The 20,263-nt window shown below is 70.9% G+C and carries 3 protein-coding genes (1 of these 3 cut by a window edge); 2 read left to right on the forward strand and 1 reads right to left on the reverse strand.

The window, feature by feature from the left end:
• Together HPY32_RS39745 and HPY32_RS39750 are read left to right on the forward strand one after the other, a co-directional pair.
• Complete coding sequence (locus tag HPY32_RS39745) at window positions 1-393, forward strand: YciI family protein (protein ID WP_067587619.1); 393 nt, start codon at window positions 1-3, stop codon at window positions 391-393.
• Window positions 390-1,625, forward strand: a complete 1,236-nt coding sequence (locus HPY32_RS39750; protein WP_156674426.1) for an RNA polymerase sigma factor — start codon at window positions 390-392, stop codon at window positions 1,623-1,625. Before HPY32_RS39745 ends, HPY32_RS39750 begins: the two co-directional genes overlap by 4 nt.
• On the opposite strand, the gene HPY32_RS39755 is transcribed toward HPY32_RS39750, so the two are convergent.
• On the reverse strand, window positions 1,594-20,263 hold the 3' portion of the coding sequence (locus tag HPY32_RS39755) for a non-ribosomal peptide synthetase (protein WP_067587617.1). Its footprint extends 11,486 nt past the window's final position; the window shows 18,670 of its 30,156 coding nt (coding positions 11,487-30,156); its start codon lies off the right edge, out of view; the stop codon is at window positions 1,594-1,596. The two genes, HPY32_RS39750 and HPY32_RS39755, sit on opposite strands and share 32 nt — an antisense overlap.

Consider the following 20,263-nt stretch of genomic DNA (forward strand, 5'->3'; position numbering starts at 1 on the left):
ATGAAGTACGTGATCTTGATTCACTCCAACCCGCAGCCGTGGGGGCACCCGACCGGTGATTATCTGCCCGAGTTCCAGGCATTGCCGGAAGCGGAGCGGGCGCGGATGGGGGCGGATTTCGAGGCGTTGCTCGAGGAGATGCGGGAGAAGGGGGAGTTGGTGACGGGCGAGGCGCTGGGGGCGCCCGAGTCGGCGCGGCTGTATCGGTGGGGTGATGGGGAGCCGCTGGTTACCGATGGGCCGTATTCGGAGGCCAAGGAGCATTTGGCGGGGTTGTTCCTCATCGATGTCGAGGATCGTGTGCGAGCGGAGGAGATCGCCGCGCGGTTCGCGGGGCCGGGTGAGACGGTCGAGTTGCGGCCGACCATGTGGCCGGGTGGCGGGGACGAGTGAAAACCGGGGTGGTGGAGGATGTGTGGCGGCGGGAGTCGCCGCATGTTCTCGCCGCTCTGCTGCGCAGGCATGGCGATCTCGGGGATTGCGAGGATGCCGCGCAGGAGGCGGCCGAGGCGGCGGCGGTGCGGTGGTATCGCGATGGTGTCCCGGACAATCCGCGTGGGTGGCTGATTACGGTGGCGTCGCGTCGATTGATCGATCGGGTGCGGGCCGATCGTGCCCGCGCCGGGCGGGAGGTGGCGGTCGCCGCTGTCCGGCCGGGAGACGCGCATCTCGCGCCGCCCGCGGATCAGGGGGTCGACGAGGGCGATGACACCCTGCGATTGCTGCTGCTGTGCTGTCATCCGAGCCTGAGCCGCTCCTCGCAGGTCGCATTGACCCTGCACGCCGTGTGTGGTGTGAGGACCGGTCAGATCGCCGCCGCCTATCTCGTTCCGGAACGCACTATGGCGCAACGCCTTACCCGTGCGCGGGCGACGCTGCGGGCGGCGGGTGCGGTGTTCGAGCTTCCCGGCGACGCCGATCTGCCCGCCCGCATCGCCGCCGTGCTCGATGTCTGCCACCTCTTGTTCACCGCCGGGCATACCCGTTCCGACGGTGGCGCGCTGCTGGATTCGAGCCTGACCGGCGAGGCCATCCGCCTCACTCGGCAATTGCACGCGGCGATACCCGAGCACGACGAGATCGCGGGCGCGCTGGCTCTCATGCTGGTCACCCATGCTCGCGCGGCGGCCCGTACCGCGGACGGCACCCTGGTGCCGCTGGCCGAGCAGGATCGTTCGCGCTGGGATCGTGCGGCGATCGCGGAGGGCGTCGCACTGCTGGAGCGGGTGCTGCCGCGCGGGCATGTGGGACGGTTTCAGGTGCAGGCGGCGATCGCCGCCGTGCACGCGGAGGCCGCGACCTGGGCGGACACCGACTGGCGGCAGATCGCCGTGCTGTACGCCATGCTCGATCGGATCGCGCCGGGTCCGGTGGTGACCCTCAATCGCGCGGTCGCCGTCGGGATGGCATTCGGCCCGGAGCAGGGGCTGGCCCTGATCGCGCCGCTGCTGGACGACCCGTCGATGCGCCGTCATCACCGCACCCACGCGGTGCGGGCCCATCTGCTGGAGATGTGTGGCGACGCGGCCGGTGCCGTCGAAAGCTACCGGCGCGCGGCACAACTCACCGCCAGCGTCCCGGAACAGCGCTACCTCAACGATCGTGTGGCTCGCCTCGGCCCGTGATCTCCTTTCCGTCGGCGGCCTCGAGCAGGGTGTTCAGGATCGGGCCTATCTGGGCGGCGCCCTTCGGGTTGAGCATGCCCGCGTGGCGTTCGTCGATGGGGAATTCCTGGATGTGGCCGGTGATGTGGCCGTGCCAGCTGCGCGACAGGCGGTCTCGGTGGGATTCGTGGGCGGACAGGAACAGGACCGCGTCGCCGTCGAATCGTCTCGGGGTGTGCGGGACCGGGGTCTTGAAGTTCTCCCGGACCCGCTCCACCTGCTGCCGCGTCAGGATGTCCTCCTGCCCGAGCCGGTCGGTGAGCAGGGTGAGCAGTTGTTCGGGGTCCTCGATCCGCTGGGTGTCGGTGAGGCCGAGGAATTCTCGCCAGCCGCCGAGGAATTCGGTCAGGGCCACCAGACCCTGGGGGTCGTCGGGGTCGGGTTCGGGGGCCTGGTCCAGGTCGGTGTCGATACCGGCGTCGACGAGCACGAGCAGGCCCACGGTGTGGCCGAGCTGTTGCAGCCGGGCCGCCATCGTGTGCGCGATCTTCCCGCCCAGCGACCAGCCCAGCAGGTAGTAGTCGGTGTCGGGGAACGCCTTCAGGATCTCCTCGACGTATCGCTCGGCGTACGCGTCCACCGACTCGCAGCGGGCCGAGTCCTCGACAATGTAGGGGTCCTGCAGGCCGTAGACGGGCCGATCCGGGTCCAGGCGGCCCACCAGGGTCCCGTACACCCAGGCCAGGCCGCCGCCCGGATGGACGCAGAACAGCGGGGGCTTGGCACCGGTGGAACGCAGCGGCGACAGCACCCCGAGCGAGACGCGCATATCCGCCTGCGGCTGCTCCAGGTACCGCGCCAGCGAGGCGGGCGTGGAGTCGGAGAACAGCAACTGGTACGGCACCCGCGCCCCGGTGCGCGACCGCAGCTGGGACACCAATCTCATGGCGACCATGGAGTTTCCGCCCAGGGCGAAGAAGTTGTCGTCGACCCCGACCCGCTCGACCTCCAGCACCTCGGAGAACACCGCGGTCACGATCTCCTCCAGGGGGGTCGAGGGCGCCCGGTAGGTCGTCACCGGCCGCCGCGGGGCGGGCAGCGCGCGGCGATCCACCTTCCCGCTCGCGGTCAACGGCAACTCGTCCAGCACGGTGACGGTGTCGGGAATCATGAAGGCGGGCAACCGTTTCGACACCGCCCGCCGGATGCCGTCCGGATCGATGTCGTGCCCGGGTACGGGGGTGACATAGGCGGCCAGGCGCACGTCCTCATCACCGTGCGCGATGACAACGGCGTGCCGCACCTCCTCCACATCGGCCAGCACGGCCTCGATTTCGCCGAGCTCGAGGCGCTGCCCGCGAATCTTGACCTGGAAGTCGGCGCGCCCCACGAACATCAGCACCCCGCCGTCGAGCGTCCACCGCACCAGGTCGCCCGTGCGATACATCCGCGACCCCGCCGAACCGAACGGATCGGCCACGAACGAGGACGCGGTCGTCGCGGGTCGGCCCACGTACCCGCGCGCCACACCCGCACCGGCCACATACAATTCGCCCACCACGCCGGGCGGCGTCGGACGCAGGCACGCGTCCAGCACCATCAGCCGCACTCCCGGAATCGGCCCGCCCACCGACACCGCCTCACCGGCATGCAGTTCCGCACCGGCGATCCAGATCGTGGTCTCGCTGGGCCCGTACAGGTTGTACAGGCCGCGCGCTCCCGCGGCGTCGGTGCCCGACCACCGGTCCACCAGCGCGGGCGGGCACGCCTCGGCACCGGTCAGGACGACCTGGAGGTCGTCGAGCCCGGCGGGGTCGACCGACAGGCCCACCGCCGGGGACAGGAACGCGTGGGTGACCCGCTCGGTGCGCAGCACCTCGGCCAGCGGCGGCCCGGCGAAGGCGTCGCCGGGCGCGATGATCGATGCCGCACCGGCCGGTATCGCCAGCAGCAGTTCCAGGATCGCCGCATCGAAAGTGCGTGCGGCAACGGACAATACGCGAGAGTCGGCGGTGACCCGGTAGTACCGTTGCTGGGCCGCCGCCACCGCGGACAGTCCGGCGTGGGTGACGGCGACGCCCTTCGGCGCACCGGTCGACCCGGAGGTGTAGACCAGGTAGGCGGTGTTGCCGGGCCGCACCGCGCCACCCCGCTCGGCGTCGGTGACGGGAGCCGCGCTGTGCGCGGAAACGTCGAGCCGGTCGAGGTCGATCACCCGGGTCCCGGCATCGGCCGCCTCCGATCGCAGTGTGCCCATGTCGGTTTCACCGCTGACGAGCACGATCGTCGCCCCGCAATCGGTGCGGATGAGCCGATTCCGCTCGTCCGGGTGCGAGGGGTCGATCGAGACGAACGCGGCACCGGTCTTGGCCACCGCCCATACCGCGTGCATCCAGGCGGGCGATCGTGGAATGGCAATCGCCACAACCGTTTCCGGACCGGCGCCGCACTCGATCAGTGCCCGCGCATACCGATTCGATCGCTCATCCAGATCCCGATACGTCCACTCCCGACCGGCGGCGACGATCGCGAGCCGATCCCCGTGTGCACCGGCCGCCCGAGAGAGCATGTCGGCCAGGGTGTTCCGCGTCGGCCCGGCACCGCCATCGCCCCACTCCCGCAGCAGCTGCCGCTCTCGCGCCTCGAGCACATCGACCTCGCGCAGCCCGACCGTCGGATCGGCCGTCACCGCGCCCAGGATTCGCCGCAACCGCTGTGCGAAGGCCGCGACGGTCGGCCGGTCGAACAGGTCGAGGGCGAAGCTCATGCCGATCGGCATGCCGCCGTTCGCATCCGGTGTATCGGACACGGTGACGGTGAGATCGAAGCGTTCGACCTCGACGTCGAGCTCCACGGCCGTGACCCGCACACCCGGCAGGTGCGCGGCCGCACGGTCCAGACCGAGATTCTGGAAGGCCAGCATGACCTGGAACAGCGGATGATGCGCCTGGCTGCGCGGCGGATCGAGCGCCTCCACCACCCGCTCGAACGGCACATCGGCATGCGCGAACGCATCCAGGTCCACCCGCCGGACCTGGTCCAACAGGTCGGCGAACGAACCGGTTTCGTCGATGCGGGTCCGCAGCACCAGGGTGTTGACGAACATGCCGACCAGACCGTCCAATGCCGCCGCGCCGCGCCCGGCGATCGGGGTGCCGATCGCGATGTCCCCGGTGTCGGCCAGCCGCGACAGCAGCACCGCGATCGCCGCGTGCAGCACCATGAACATCGTCACCTGGTGGGTGCGGGCGATCCGGCGGATCCCGGCCGCCGTGTCCGCGTCCAGCGCGAACCAGTATGTCCCGCCGCGCTGGGACGCCACCGCCGGTCGCGGCCGGTCGGCGGGCAGCTCGAGCCGATCCGCCAGACCCGCCAATTGCCCCGTCCAGTACCCGAGTTGGCGCGCGAGCACGCTGTCCGGGTCGGTGTCCGCGCCGAGGATTTCCCGCTGCCAGAGCGTGTAATCGGCGTATTGCACCGGCAGCGGCGCCCACTGCGGCGCCCGGCCTTCCCGGCGGGCGGTGTAGGCCAGCGTCAGGTCCTGCGCCAGCGGCGCCATCGACCAGCCGTCCGCCGCAATGTGATGCACCACCAGCACCAGCACGTGCTCGTCGGAACCGTTGCGCAGCACCGTGGCTCGCAGCGGCGGTTCCTGCGAGACGTCGAAACCGCGTCGCGCCGAGGCGATCACGAGCCGGTCGAGTTCGGCCGGGTCGGCGGTGCGCACCGCGACGGCCGCCGAAGCGCGATCGGCGGGCAGGATCCGCTGGTACGGCGTCCCGCCCTCATCGGGGAACACCGTGCGCAGACTCTCGTGCCGCGCAACGACATCGCCGATCGCGGCCGTCAACGCCGCCACATCCAGATCGCCGGTCAACCGCAGCACCAAGGGAATGTTGTAGGTCGCCGACGCCCCTTCGAGCCGGTTGATGAACCACATCCGCCACTGCGCGAACGACAGCGGCACCCGCGCCGGACGTTCCCGCACAATCGGTTTCGATCGCACCGGGTCGAGCGTGGCGGCGTGTTCGGTCAGTGCCTGCGCCAGGCGGGCGGCGGTGGGCGCCTGGAAGATGTCCCGCACCCCCACCTCGGCGCCGACCGCCGTCGCCACCCGCGACGCCACCCGCGTGGCCGACAGCGAATGTCCGCCGAGGGCAAAGAAGTCGTCGTCGACGCCGACCCGATCGACATCGAGTACCTGCGCGAAGACCGCGGCGACGATCTCCTCGACGGGTGTGGACGGTGCCCGGTACGCCGCCACCGCCGACTGCGGTGCGGGCAGGGCGCGGCGGTCCACCTTGCCGCTCGAGGTCAGCGGCAGCTCGTCCAGGACGGTGACGGTGTCGGGAACCATGAAGGCGGGCAGGCGTTTCGCCGCCGACTGCCGGACGGCGGTGGGATCGGGGAGGCGCCCGGACGCGGCCGTGACGTAGGCGGCCAGCCGCACCCCGCCGTCGACGGCGCGGGCGACGACGACGGCGTGCTCGACCTCGTCCAGGCCCGACAGCACCGCCTCGATCTCGCCGAGTTCCAGCCGCTGGCCACGGATCTTGACCTGGAAATCGGCGCGCCCCACGAACATCAGCGCCCCCCGGTCGCCCGCGGGCAGCCACCGCACCAGATCCCCGGTCCGATACATTCGCGATCCGGCCGGACCGTACGGATCGGCCACGAAAGTCGCTGCGGTCAGCCCGATTCGGTGCAGGTATCCGCGCGCCACTCCCGCACCGGCCGCGTACAACTCCCCCACCACGCCGCGCGGGACCGGGCGCAGCCACGCGTCCAGCACCATCAGCCGGATTCCGGGGATCGGCGCGCCCAGCGCGACGGGCTCGCCGACGCGCAGCTCGGCTCCGGTGACCCAGATGGTGGCCTCGCTCGGCCCGTAGAGGTTGTACACCGTTCGGGCACCGGCGGTATCGGTTCCCGACCACCGCGCCACCAATTCGGGCGGGCATGCCTCGCCCGCGGCCAGCAGCGCCCGCAATCCGTCGACCTGCCGTGGATCCAGGGTGGCCACCACGGTCGGGGTCAGGCAGGCGTGCGTGACCTCCTCGGCACGGATCAGCTCGGCCAGCGCCGGACCGGCGAAAACATCGCTCGGGGCGGTGATCAGCGCGGCACCGGCCGTCACCGCCAACAGCAGCTCCAGGATCGCCGCATCGAAAGTCCGTGCGGCGACGGACAATACGCGGGAATCGCCGCGCACCCCGTACATGCGGTGCTGGGCGGTCGCGACCGCGGTCAATCCGGCGTGGGTGACGGCCACGCCCTTCGGCGCACCGGTCGATCCCGAGGTGTACACGAGGTAGGCGGTATTCGCCGTCCGCACCGTGCCGCGCCGATCGCCATCGGTCACCGGGGCATCGCTGTGGTCGCCGAGATCGAGCCGGTCGGGATCGAGCACCCGAATCCCGGTCTCGCCCTGCGCATCCGATCCGAGTGTGCCCGTGGTGATTTCACCGTCGATCAGCACGACCGTGGCGGCCGCGTCGGTGAGGACGAACCGGTTGCGTTCCCACGGATGCGCCGGATCGACGGAGACGAAGGCGGCACCGGTCTTGGCGACGGTCCACACCGCCCGCACCCAGGCCAGCGATCGTGGAATCGCAATGGCCACTACCGTTTCCGGTCCGACGCCAATGCCGATCAGCGCCCGCGCGCACCGGTTCGACCAGCCATCCAGGTCTCGGTAGGTCCACCGGTAGGCGGCGTCGACGACCGCGAGCCGATCCGAGAACTCGGTGGCGGCGCGGGACAGCAGTTCGGCGAGGGTGGCTTGCGCCGGACCGGCGCCACCGTTCTCCCACTCCCGCAATATCTCTCGCTCACCCGGTTCGAGCGGATCGATCGCGCGCAGCCCGACCGTGGGATCGGCCGCCACCGCGTGCAGGATGCGCCGGAGCCGCTGCGCGAAGGCCGCGATCGTCGACCGGTCGAACAGGTCGACGGCATAGCCGAGGGTGACCGGGATGTCACCGTCCGCGTTCGCGATGTCGGCGACGGTGAGGGTGAGGTCGAATCGTTCGATCCCGGTGTCGAGATCCACGGGTGTGACCCGGATTCCGGGCAGATGCGTGGCCGCACGGTCGAGGTCGACGTTCTGGAAGGCCAGCATGACCTGGAACAGCGGATGATGCGCCTGGCTGCGCGGCGGATCGAGCGCCTCCACCACCCGCTCGAACGGCACATCGGCATGCGCGAACGCATCCAGGTCCACCCGCCGGACCCGATCCAGCAGGTCGGCGAACGATCCGGCCTCGTCGACCTGCGTGCGCAGGACGAGCGTGTTGACGAACATGCCGACCAGATCGTCCAATACCGCCGCGCCGCGTCCGGCGATCGGCGTGCCGACCGCGATATCCGTGGCGCCCGCCAGCCGCGACAGCAGCACCGACAATGCCGCGTGCACGACCATGAACACCGTCGCCCCGTGGGCATTCGCCACCTCGCGCAGCGTGGCGATCAGCCCGGCGTCCAGGACGAACGAATATGCGGCACCGTGGTGCGAGGCGACCGGTGGCCGGGGACGGTCGGTCGGCAGCTCCAGCCGGTCGGGCAGTCCCGCCAGCCGCTCGGCCCAGTAGCCGAGCTGACGCGCCAGCACGCTGCCCGGCTCGGATTCCGCACCCAGCACCTCGCGCTGCCACAGCGTGTAATCCGCGTACTGCACCGGCAGCGGATCCCACCCCGGCGCGCGCCCCGCCCGGCGCGCCAGATACGCCGCGGACAGGTCGCGCGCCAGCGGCGCGATCGACCATCCGTCGGCGGCGATGTGGTGCACCACCAGCACCAGCACATGCTCGCCGGAACCGATCTGCAGCAATGTCACTCGCACCGGCGGCTCGCTGGACAGGTCGAATCCGCACCGCGTGGATTCGGCCACCACATCGTCGAGCTGCTCCGGGTCGACGGGCCGCACATCGACGATCGCCCGGGCCAGGCCGACGGGCAGGATCTGCTGGTACGGCGTCCCGTCCTCGTCGGGGAACACCGTGCGCAGACTCTCGTGCCGCGCAACGACATCGCCGATCGCGGCCGTCAACGCCGCCACATCCAGCACCCCGGTCAATCGCAGCACCAGCGGAATGTTGTAGGTCCCCGACGCCCCGTCGAACCGGTTGACGAACCACATCCGCCACTGCGCGAACGACAGCGGCACCCGCGCCGGACGCTCCCGAACCACCAGGGCGGGCAGGGACGAATCGGTCGCGGCGTCCACCACCCGGGCCAGGCGCGCGGGCGTCGATGCCTCGAAGACCTCCCGCACCCCGATCCGGACCCCGACCGCCGCCGATACCCGCGACGCCACCCGCATGGCCGACAGCGAATGCCCGCCGAGGGCGAAGAAGTCGTCGTCGGCGCCGACCCGGTCCACCGCGAGCAGTTCGGCGAACACCTGCGCCACCGCGCGCTCGGTCGGCGTCGACGGCTCGACATAGGCGCGCGCGACCACGACGGGTTCGGGCAGGGCCGCGCGATCCAGCTTGCCGCTCGCGGTGAGCGGCAGTTCGGGCAGTATCGAGCAGGCGTCGGGCACCATGTGCGCGGGCAGTCGACGCCGGGCGGCGGCCAGCACCGCCGCCGGGTCGAGATCGGCACCGACGAGGTAGCAGGTGAGCCGCTCGGTGTCCGGATGATGGACGACGACGGCCCGCGCCACCCCGGCCTGCTCGAGGAGCACTGCCTCGATCTCCCCCAACTCGACGCGCTGGCCCCGAACCTTGATCTGGAAGTCGATGCGTCCCAGGAACTCCAGGGCGCCCTGCTCGGTCCAACACACCAGGTCGCCGGTTCGATACAATCGGGAACCGCTGCGCCCGAACGGATTCGCGATGAACGCGGCAGCGGTCGGCACCGGCCGGTTCAGGTAGCACCGAGCCTGCTGGATGCCGCCGAGGTACAGTTCACCCGGCACGCCCACCGGCACCGGCCGCAGTCGCGCATCCAGTACGACCGCCTCGACACCACGGATCGGCCCGCCCATGGTCACAGGCGCGTCGGGCTCCATCGGATCGCTGAGGGTGGTGACGATGACCGTCTCGGTCGGCCCGTACGCGGTGTACAGTCGCCGATCCGGCGCCCAAGCCGCCACCAGGTCGCCGGGCACCGGCTCACCGCCGATCACGAGCACACGCAAGGACTCCAGCCCGGCGGGCGACATGGTCGCCAGCACGCTCGGCGTCAGGAAGGCATGCGAAACACGCTGCCGCCGAATGATATCCGTCAGCGAGTCACCGGCGAAGACATCCGGCGGCGACACCACCAGCGCGGCCCCGTTCGGATGGGCCATCAGCATCTCCATCATCACCGCGTCGAATCCGGGTGCGGAGACGGCCAGTACGCGGGCGCTCTCGTCCACGTCGTAGCGCTCCCGCTGCTCGGCCGTGAAGTTCGCCAGCCCCTCGTGCGTGACCACGACACCCTTCGGGGTGCCCGTCGACCCGGAGGTGTAGAGGATGTACGCGGCGTGGTCGACCCGCAGCGTGCGGACCCGGTCGGCGTCGCCCACCGTGGTCGCGGAATACGCCTCGAGCCGTTCCGCCAGCTCGGGTTCGTCGAGGACCAGCCGGTACACGGTGTCGGGCACCAGGATCGCGGTGTCCGCGACCGACAAGGCCAGGCGCGCACCGGAATCGGCGATCATTCCGGTGATGCGCTCCGCCGGGTAGCGCGGGTCGACCGGCACGAAGGCGGCACCGGACTTCGCCACCGCCCACAGTCCGGTCAGGAGCTCCACGCCGCGCGGCAGCACCAGCGCGACCGTGTCGCCCGGCCCGACACCGCGGCCGATCAGCCACCGCGCCAACCGGTTCGAGTGCTCGTCCAGTTCCCGATAGGCGATCGTCGTCGTGCCCGAGATCACCGCGGGCGCGGCCGGATTCGCGGCGGCCCCGTCGGCGAGCAGATCGGGCAGCGGTCGCGGCTCCTGCGCCCGCGCGCCCCGCGCCGGGACCAGCCGCGCCCGCTCGGCCGCCGACAGCAGATCGATGGACTCCACGCGCGGCGATGGGTCGGTGGTGATCGTATCCAGCACGCGCACAAGCCGATCCGCGCATGCCTCGACCCATTCGTGGGTGAATACCTCGGGCTGGTACTGCATTTGGGCGCGCAGGGGTTCGCCCTTGGCGACCACCACCGTGAGCGGATAGTGCGAGGAGTCGTTCGACCGCAGATCGTCGATGCTCATGCCGTCGACGGCCGCGGCCCGTGCCGCCAGCGCGGCCCCGTCGACGGGATAGGACTCGAAGACGACGACGGTATCGAACAGGGACGACACGCCCAGTGCGGCATGAATATCCGTCAGGCCGGTGTGGTGGTGACCCATCAGCTCCGCCTGCTCGGCCTGCACCCGCGCCAGCACGCCGGTGATCGGCTCGCCCGGGGTGTAGCGGACCCGCACCGGGATGGTGTTGATGAACAGGCCGACCGCCGATTCGATACCCGGCAGGTGCGCCGGACGCCCGGACACGGTCGCGCCGAAGACGACATCGTCGCGCCCGGTCAGATATCCGGCGACAATCGCCCACGCCACCTGGATCAGCGTGTTCACCGTGACCCCGGCGGCCGCGGCCGTCGCCGTCAGCCGGTCGGTGATCTCCGGGTCGAAATCCACTGCGACACGGCTCATTCGCGAGGTCTGTTCCCGGCGCGCGGCATGCGGGGCCACCAGCGTCGCCTCCGCCCCGTCCAGCGCCCGCCGCCAAACATTCAGCGACGCAGCCGAATCCTGTCGGCTCAGCCAGGCGAGATAGGACCGGTACGAGTCCGTAGGCTCCGTGATCGCCGGATCACCGGGTTCCGCATACGCCGCCAGCAGGGTGGTCATGACCGAGGGCATGGACCAGCCGTCGAACAGCACGTGATGATGCGAGATCAGCAGCGTGTATCGCTCGTCGGTCACGGTGACCAGGGTGAAACGCAGCAGCGGTGCGGATTCGATATCGAACGGCTCGGCCTGATCCCGGTCCAGCACCTCCGCCAGCGCCGCCTCCCGCGCCGCGTCCGGCACCGCGCGCAGGTCGACCTCGCGCCACGGCACCGCCACCTCGTCGGCGACGATCTGGACGGTCTCGCCGGTCCCGGTGGCGCCGAAGGCCACTCGCAGATTCGGATACCGCTCCAGCAGGGTCTGGGCCGCGGCACGCAGCCGTCCGGCATGCACGAACCCGGACAGCGTGATCGCGAGCTGCACCGCGTACACGTCCACCGCCGACTCGGCCAGCCGCGCATGAAACAGCAGCCCGGACTGCAACGGCGACGGTGGCCAGACATCGAGCAGGCCCGGATATCGCGCCTCCCACGCGGTGATGTCGGCCTGTGTCGCCCGCACCAGCGGGAAGTCGGATGGGGTGTGCCCGCCCGAATCCGGGCGGTCCAGGTGGGTGACGACGGCCCGCAGCGCATCGACCCAGAGCCGCGCGAGATCGTCCACCGCCGCGGCGTCGAGCACCGCCTCGGGGTAGCCGAAGGTGGCCGACAGGCACCCGTCCGCGACCACGGCATTGATATCGACGGCGGCGGTCGCCGCGAGGGGCTGGTCCCCGGCCGTCGGCGCACCGAGCTCATTGGTCAGCGCGAACTCCGATGATGCTGTCCCACTGGCCGATCGGCTCGGCGACAGCCGACCGAGGTAGTTGAAGGCGACCTGCCCGGGCAGCCGGGCGGGCAGCGCCCGCGCCGTCTCGGGATTGAGGTAACGCAGCAGCCCGTAGCCGATGCCGTGGTCCGGAATGGCGCGCAGCCGTTCCTTCGCATCCTTGATCGCGGCCCCGATCACCGAGCCGCCCGCGAAGGCGTCCTCGAGATCGATCTCCGCCAGGTCGATCCGGACCGGATACACGGTGGTGAACCATCCCACCGTCGCGGTCAGGTCCGCGCCCGGCACCGCCTGTTCCTCGCGGCCGTGCCCCTCCAGGCGCAGCAGCGCCGACGACTCCCGCACCCCGCGCGCCGCCCGCCACCGGACGACCGCCAGCGCCAGCGCGGCCACCAGCGCGTCCTGCACGTCACCGTGGAACGCCGCGGGCACCCGCGTCAGCAATGCCTCGGTGATCTCGGGCGGCACCTGCGCGTGCCGCACGCGCACCGCCCCACCGGCATCGAGGGCGCGCGATCCCAGCAGCGGGTCCGGGCCGTCGATAATGCGTTGCCACAGCGGCAGTTCCGCCACCCGACCCGGTGATCGGGCCGCCTCCACCAGACCGTGTGCCCACCGCCGCATCGACGTTCCCGCCGGGGGCGGCGCCGCATCGTCTCCGGCGCGGTGCCGCCGCCAGGCCATCGTCAGTTCGGGGATGAGGATGCGCCACGACACACCGTCCACCACCAGGTGATGCGCGACGACGATCAGATGACCGGCGGCCGCGGCGTCGGTGGGAGCCAGCCAGATCGCCTGTAGGACAATGCCCTCGGCGGGATCTAGACGATCCAGCGCGGCAGCGGCCGCCGCGGCCGCGAGGTGCGCCCGGTCGGCATCCGGATCCACCGCGACCCGATGCACCAGCGACTCGACCTCCACGGTCCCCGGCGGCCGTGCTTCCAGCCGCCAGCCCTGCTCGTCGCGCCACAGCCGAGCCCGCAGCATGTCGTGCCGGTCGATCACCGCCGCCACCGCCGCCACCAGCCCGGCACGATCCAGTCCGGCGGGCGTCGTGAGCACCAGGGTCTGGTTCAACCGCCGGAATTCACCGTGCTCCACCATCCATCGGACGATCGGTGTCAGCGGCAGCTCACCGACGCCGCCGCCGGGCAGCTCCGCCAGAACCGTTGCCGGTGCGACGGATTCGGCGACGCGCGCCAGCCCGGCCACGGTCCGGGCCTCGAATACCTGCCGCGGCGTGAACAGCGCGCCGCGGTCTTTGGCCCTGGCCACCAATTGAATCGACAGAATGCTGTCCCCGCCCAGGGCGAAGAAGTCGTCGTCCACCCCGACCCGGTCCTTCCCCAGCACCTCGGAGAACACCGCGGCCACCAGCTCTTCGAGGGGGGTGGACGGAGCGTGATACTCCGACGGCGTGACCCGTGGGGCGGGCAGGGCGCGCCGATCCACCTTCCCGCTCGACGTCAGCGGCAACTCCTCCAGCACGGTGACGGTGTCGGGAATCATGAACGGCGGCAACCGCAGTGCCGCCGCCCGCCGGATCGCGGCGGGATCGGGGACGCACCCCGGTGCGGGGGTGACATAGGCGGCCAGCCGCACCGATTCCGCGGTGCGGGTGGTGACGGCCGCGTACCGCACCTCGTCGAGATCGGCCAGCACGGCCTCGATTTCGCCGAGTTCGAGCCGCTGGCCGCGAATCTTGACCTGGAAGTCGGCGCGGCCCACGAACATCAGCGCCCCGCCGTCGCCCGTGGACGTCCACCGCACCAGATCGCCCGTGCGATACATCCGCGACCCGGCCGGGCCGTACGGGTCGGCCACGAACGAGGAGGCCGTCAGGGCGACCCGGTTGAGGTAGCCGCGCGCCACACCGGCACCGGCCACATACAATTCGCCCACCACGCCCGCCGGTACCGGCCGCAGCGACGTATCCAGCACCATCACCCGGACGCCCGGGATGGGCACGCCCAGCGATACCGGCTCACCGATCCGCAACCCGGCGTCGGTCACCCAGATGGTGGTCTCGCTGGGCCCGTACAGGTTGTGCACCTGCCGCTCCCCGGTGGTATCCGCACCCAGCCACCGTTCCACCAGCGCGGGCGGGCAGACGTCGGCGCCGGTCATGACGATGCGCAGCGCGTCGAGTCCCTCGGGATCGACCGACATTCCCACCATGGGCGACAGGAACGCATGCGTGACCCGCTCGGCACGCAGCAACTCCGCCAGGGGCGCACCCGCGACGACATCGCTCGCGGCGATGACCAATGCCGCACCGGCCGGTACCGCCAACAGGAATTCGTGCACCGCCGCGTCGAAAGTCCGTGCGGCAAGGGCCAATATCCGGGACTCGCTGCCGAGCCCGTAGTGCCGGTCACGGGCGGTGGAGACCGCGAGGAGACCGGCGTGGGTGACGGCCACCCCCTTCGGCCTACCGGTCGAGCCGGAGGTGTAGACGATATAGGCGGTATTGTGTGGCCGCACCGGGCCGTGTCGATCCGCGTCGCCGACCGGCGCCGCGCTGTGCGGGGACAGGTCGATCCGGTCGATATCGAACACCCGCGCCCCGGTCGCGTCGAGCGGTTCGCCACAGGTCAGCACGACGGTGGCGGCGCAGTCGAGGAGCATGAACAGATTCCGCTCGCCCGGATGCGCGGGATCGATGGACACGAACGCGGCGCCGGTCTTGCCGATCGCCCACACCGCCCGCATCCAGGCGGCCGATCGCGGAATCGCGATCGCCACCACGGTTTCCGGGCCGACGCCGTACTCGATCAGCGCCCGCGCGCACCGGTTCGACCATTCGCCCAGCTCCCGGTACGTCCATTCGCGTCCCGCCTCGACGACCGCGGGCCGGTCCGCATGGGCCGCACCGGCCAGGGCGAGCATGTCGGGCAGCAGCACCTGGCCCAGGCCCGGTCCCCCATCGCCCCACTGCCGCAACGCCAATCGCTCGTCGGCGCCGAGTACATCGATGTCACGCAGCCCGATCGCGGAATCGGCCACCACCGCGCGCAGGATGCGCTCCAGCCGCCGCGCGAACGCCGCGATCGTGGACCGGTCGAACAGGTCCAGGGCGTAGCCGATGCTGATCAGCGTCTCCTCCCCGGGGTACGGGGTGTCGACGACATTGATGGTGAGGTCGAATCGTTCGATCCCCACATCGAGGCTCAGGGGCGTGACCTCGATGCCGGGCAGATGCAGCAGGGTCGGGTCCAGATCGATGTTCTGGAAGGCCAGCATCACCTGGAACAGCGGATGATGCGCCTGGCTGCGGGCCGGATCGACCGCCTCCACCACGCGCTCGAACGGAATGTCGGCGTGCGCGAACGCATCCAGGTCCACCCGGCGGCAGTGGTCCACCAGGTCGGCGAAGGACGCGGATTCCTCGATGCGCGTGCGCAATACAAGGGTATTGACGAACATGCCGACCAACCCGTCCAGCGCCGCGGCCCCGCGCCCGGCGATGGGGGTGCCGACCGCGATGTCCCCGGTTCCCGACAGCCGCGACAGCAGCACCGCCACCGCCGCGTGCACCACCATGAACAGCGTCACCTGCCGTCTGCGCGCCGCCGCGCCGAGCCCGGCCATCGTGTCGGCGTCGAGCGTGAACGTGTACGTCCCGCCGCGCTGCGACGCCACCAGCGGCCGCGGCCGATCGGTCGGCAGCTCCAGCCGATCCGGCAGTCCCGCCAATTGTCCTGTCCAGTAACCGAGTTGGGCGGCCAGCACGCTGTCGGCGTCGGATTCCGCGCCCAGCAGTTCCCGCTGCCACAGCGTGTAATCCGCATACTGCACCGGCAGCGGTTCCCACCGCGGCTCCCGGCCCGCGCACCGTGCGGCGTACGCCAGCGACAGATCCCGCATGAGCGGAGCCACCGACCAGCCGTCCGAGGCAATGTGATGCACCACCGCGACCAGCACATGCTCCTGGGAACCGGTGCGCAGCACGGTGATTCGCAGCGGCGGCTGCACCGACAGGTCGAATCCGCGCCGCGCCGTGGCCGCCATGGTGTCCGCGAGGTCGCCGGGTTCGACCGCGATCGTCTCGACGGCCACGGCCTGTGTCGCGGGCAGAATCCGCTGGAACGGGACCCCGTCCGCGTCGGGGAATATCGTGCGCAGGCTTTCGTGGCGCGCCACCACATCGCCGAACGCGGCGGCCAGTGCCGCCGCATCCAGCGCTCCGGCCAGGCGCAGCACCATCGGAATGTTGTAGGCCGCCGAGTCCGGTTCGAACCGGTTGATGAACCACATCCGCAACTGCGCGTACGACAGCGGTATGCGTGCCGGGCGCTGCCGCGGCGCCGGTATCGCGCCCGGACGCTCCGCGGCGGCCGACCGGTCGGCCAGGATCCGCGCCATGCGAGCGGCGGTGGGCGCGTCGAACACATCCCGCACGGCCACCTCGACGCCCGCCGCGGTGGCCACCCGCGACGCCACCCGGGTGGCCGACAGGGAATGCCCGCCCAGGGCGAAGAAGTCGTCGTCGACGCCCACCCCGTCGGTCCCGAGCACCTCCGCGAATACCGAGACGACGATCTCCTCCAGCGGCGTCGAGGGCGCTCGATAGGTCGCGGTCGTGGCCTGCGGGGCGGGCAGCGCGCGCCGGTCGACCTTGCCGCCGGGCGTCAGCGGCAGCCCGTCCAGCGCCACGATCACGGCCGGAATCATGAACTCCGGCAGGCGATCGGCCACGAAACCGCGGATCTCGGCGACCCGACCGGCCACCCCGGGGTCGTTGACATAGGCGGCGGCCGAGCTCACCGGACCGGCGACCTGATACACCTCGTCGAAGACCGTGTCCCCGCCGGTGTTCCGGGTGAAGACGGCGTCCATTCGCCCCGCCACCGGCGCCCAGGTCACCGCGACCGCGTAGCCCAGTTCCACGCCGAGCGCCCGAATCTCGTGCGGCGCAACGGTCTCGGCCGCATGGTTGAGGTCGAGATCCGCCACCCGATCGTGGTCGGCCGCGGCGGCGACGATCCTGGTGGCGGCGACGTCGGCAACCGTTCCGGCGCACGGGATTTCGGTGATCCGCACGGCCTCGGGGCATTCCGCGGCCAGGTGGGCGCGCAGTCGCGGCACATCGCCGAGTTCGGTCCACGCCCGCTGCGGCACCGTGGCCAGCGACCGTACCGTCGCGGGCGCCTTCCGCAGGACCACGTCGTAGCGGTACCGGGTCAACTCGTTGTCGACCGGCGCGTATTTCAGCTCGATGTCCACCGCGGCCACCCCGGGGACCTTGTCCCGCAGGGCGAGGAAGAACTCGGGGGCCATCAGCAGTTCCTGCTCGCCCGCCACCGTGCGGCGCACCCGGTCCCGCACCACGGCCACGGTGTCCTCGGCCCCGACGCCCGCCAGGTGGGTACCGGTGGCGAACTCGTGCAGCAGCGACAGGTTGCGGACGTCGCCGAGGAACAGCGTGCCACCGGGAACCAGCACCCGCAGGGCCTTGTCGATCACATCGGTCAGGTAGGCGGCGCTGGGGAAGTACTGCACCACCGAGTTCAGCACCACCACATCGAACCGGTCGCGCGGCAGCCCGGACAGATCGTCGGCGGCCTGCGCCCGCAACCGCACCCGATCGGCCCATGCGGGGGCCGAATCCGCCAGTCTCTCCTGGAGATTCGCGATGGTCGCGCCCGAGAAGTCGGTGCCCCAGTACTCCACACACTCGGGGGCCAGCCGGGCCATCACCAGGCCCGACCCGACGCCGATCTCCAGCACCCGGGAGGGGCCGAATTCCAGAATCCTGTCGACGACCGCGTCCCGCCACACCCGCATGTCCTCGACCGGGATCGGCCGTCCGGTGTAGCTGCTGTTCCACCCGCCGAAGTCCTCGCCCAGCGGTATGGCCGCACCGGCGTCGCGGACGGTGTCGATATAGGTTTCCTTTCCGGCGTACAGGTTGTCGTACACCTGCCGCCAGTGGTCCACCAATTCCCGCTCGCGTTCGCCGTCGCGCACGGTCACCGTCTCGCGATCGAGAACGACATAGGCGACGAGCTGTTTGTCGGCCGCGCCCATGCCGTCGCCGGGTGCGGAGGCGAGATCGCGGGCCACGACGACGGCCTGCGACACCGCCGGATGCGATGCCAGCGCCGCCTCGACCTCGCCGGGCTCGATCCGATACCCGCGGATCTTGACCTGATCGTCGGCGCGGCCCGCGAACTCCAGGATTCCGTCCCGGGTCCACCGCACCAGATCCCCGGTGCGATACATCCGTTCGCCCGCCCCGAACGGGCACGCCACGAATCGCTGCGCGGTCAACCCCATCCGCCCCAGATATCCGCGCGCCACCTGCGTTCCGGCCACATACAATTCGCCCGCCACGCCCACCGGTACCGGCCGCAGCCACGAATCCAGCACGAACACACGCACATTCGGCACCGGAGCACCGATCGGCACCCGCTCGCCGGTGTCCCACCGCCGCGAGTCGGGAATCGTATAGGTCGACACGCACACCGTGTTCTCGGTCGGCCCATACGCATTGGCCACCCCGACCCCCGGCCACCGATCGCGGAACCGTGCCACCGCGACCGGGCCGAGCGCATCGCCGCCGGTGACGACCTGGCGCAGTGTCTCGGCCTTCAGTTCGGCCCCGGCGGTCGCCAGCACCTCGAACAGGGCGGTCGCCGCGAATATCGTCGTAACCCGGTGGCGGGTCACGGTTTTCGTCAGGGCGGACAGATCGAGCCGTTCGGGCGGCGCGACAACGATTGCGGCACCGGCGAGCAGCACCGGCCACAGCTCGTACGCGGACGCGTCGAACGCCATCGACGAGTGCAGCAGCACCCGTTCGCCGTGACCGCCGGGCCATCCGTGCGTCGCCATGTTCACGACGCTGCGGTGTTCGACCACAACGCCTTTCGGCCGACCGGTCGACCCCGACGTGTAGATCACGTACGCGGCGTCGTTCGGCGCCAGCGTCGGCAGCTCGCCCGCCGCCCCGTCGTGTTCCACGGCGTCCAGGCGCAGCGATTCCCGGTCGCCCAGCGGCAGCTTCGCGGCGGTGGGGGCCGTGGTCAGCACCAGCCGTGGGGCGGCGTCGGTGAGGATGAATTCGATACGGCCGCCGGGATAGTCGGGATCGATCGGCAGGTACGCGGCACCGGCCTTCAGCACGGCCAGCACGGCCACCACCAGATCCACCGACCGCGGCAGCGCCACGGCCACCACCGACTCGCGTCCCACGCCCCGGCCGATCAGGGTGTGCGCCAACCGATTCGCCCGCGCGTCCAGGTCACGATAGGTGACGGCGCCGTCCTCGTGCGCGACGGCGACCGCGTCCGGGGTGGCCGCCGCCCGTCGTTCGAACAGTCGAGGCACCGTTGCCTCGTCCGGCAGCGGGGCCGCGGTGTCGTTCCAGACCCGGAGCAGCCGCTCGCGTTCGCCGGGGGCCAGAATGTCGATGCGGCCGAGGGATATTCGTGGCTCGGCGGCAATGGTGTGCAGCAGTTGCAGGTAGCGGGAGACGATGTCGTCGACGGTGGCGCGGTCGAACAGATCGGTGGCGTATTCGAACCTGCCCGCCATGTCCGGGCTGTCGGCGCGTTCGAGCACATCGAGGTGCAGGTCGAATTTGGCGGTTCCGAGGGCCGTCGGCACGAGGCTCACGTCCAGATCGGCCAGCCGCAGATCGGGCAGCACATTGTTCTGTAGGGCGAACGACACCTGGAACAGCGGGTGATACGCCGGAGAGCGGGTCGGATGCAGCAGTTCGACCAGTCGCTCGAAGGGCGCGTCCTGATTCTCGTAGGCGGTCAACGCCTTCCGGCGCACCTGGCCGAGCACCCGCTCGAAGCTCGGGTCGCCGGACAGATCCACCCGCAGCACCCAGGTATTGACGAAGAAGCCCACCAGCTCGTGCAGCGCCTCGTGCGTGCGCCCGGCGATCGGGCCGCCGATGGAGATATCCGTCCCGGCGCCGAGGTGCGACAGCAGCACCGCCAGCGCCGACTGCAACACCATCGACACCGTCACCTGATGGTCGTGGGCGAGCCGATGCAGCGCCTCCCCCAGCGCCGCGTCGATGGGGAATTGGACCAGATCG

Source organism: Nocardia terpenica, assembly GCF_013186535.1.
Lineage (GTDB): Bacteria > Actinomycetota > Actinomycetes > Mycobacteriales > Mycobacteriaceae > Nocardia > Nocardia terpenica.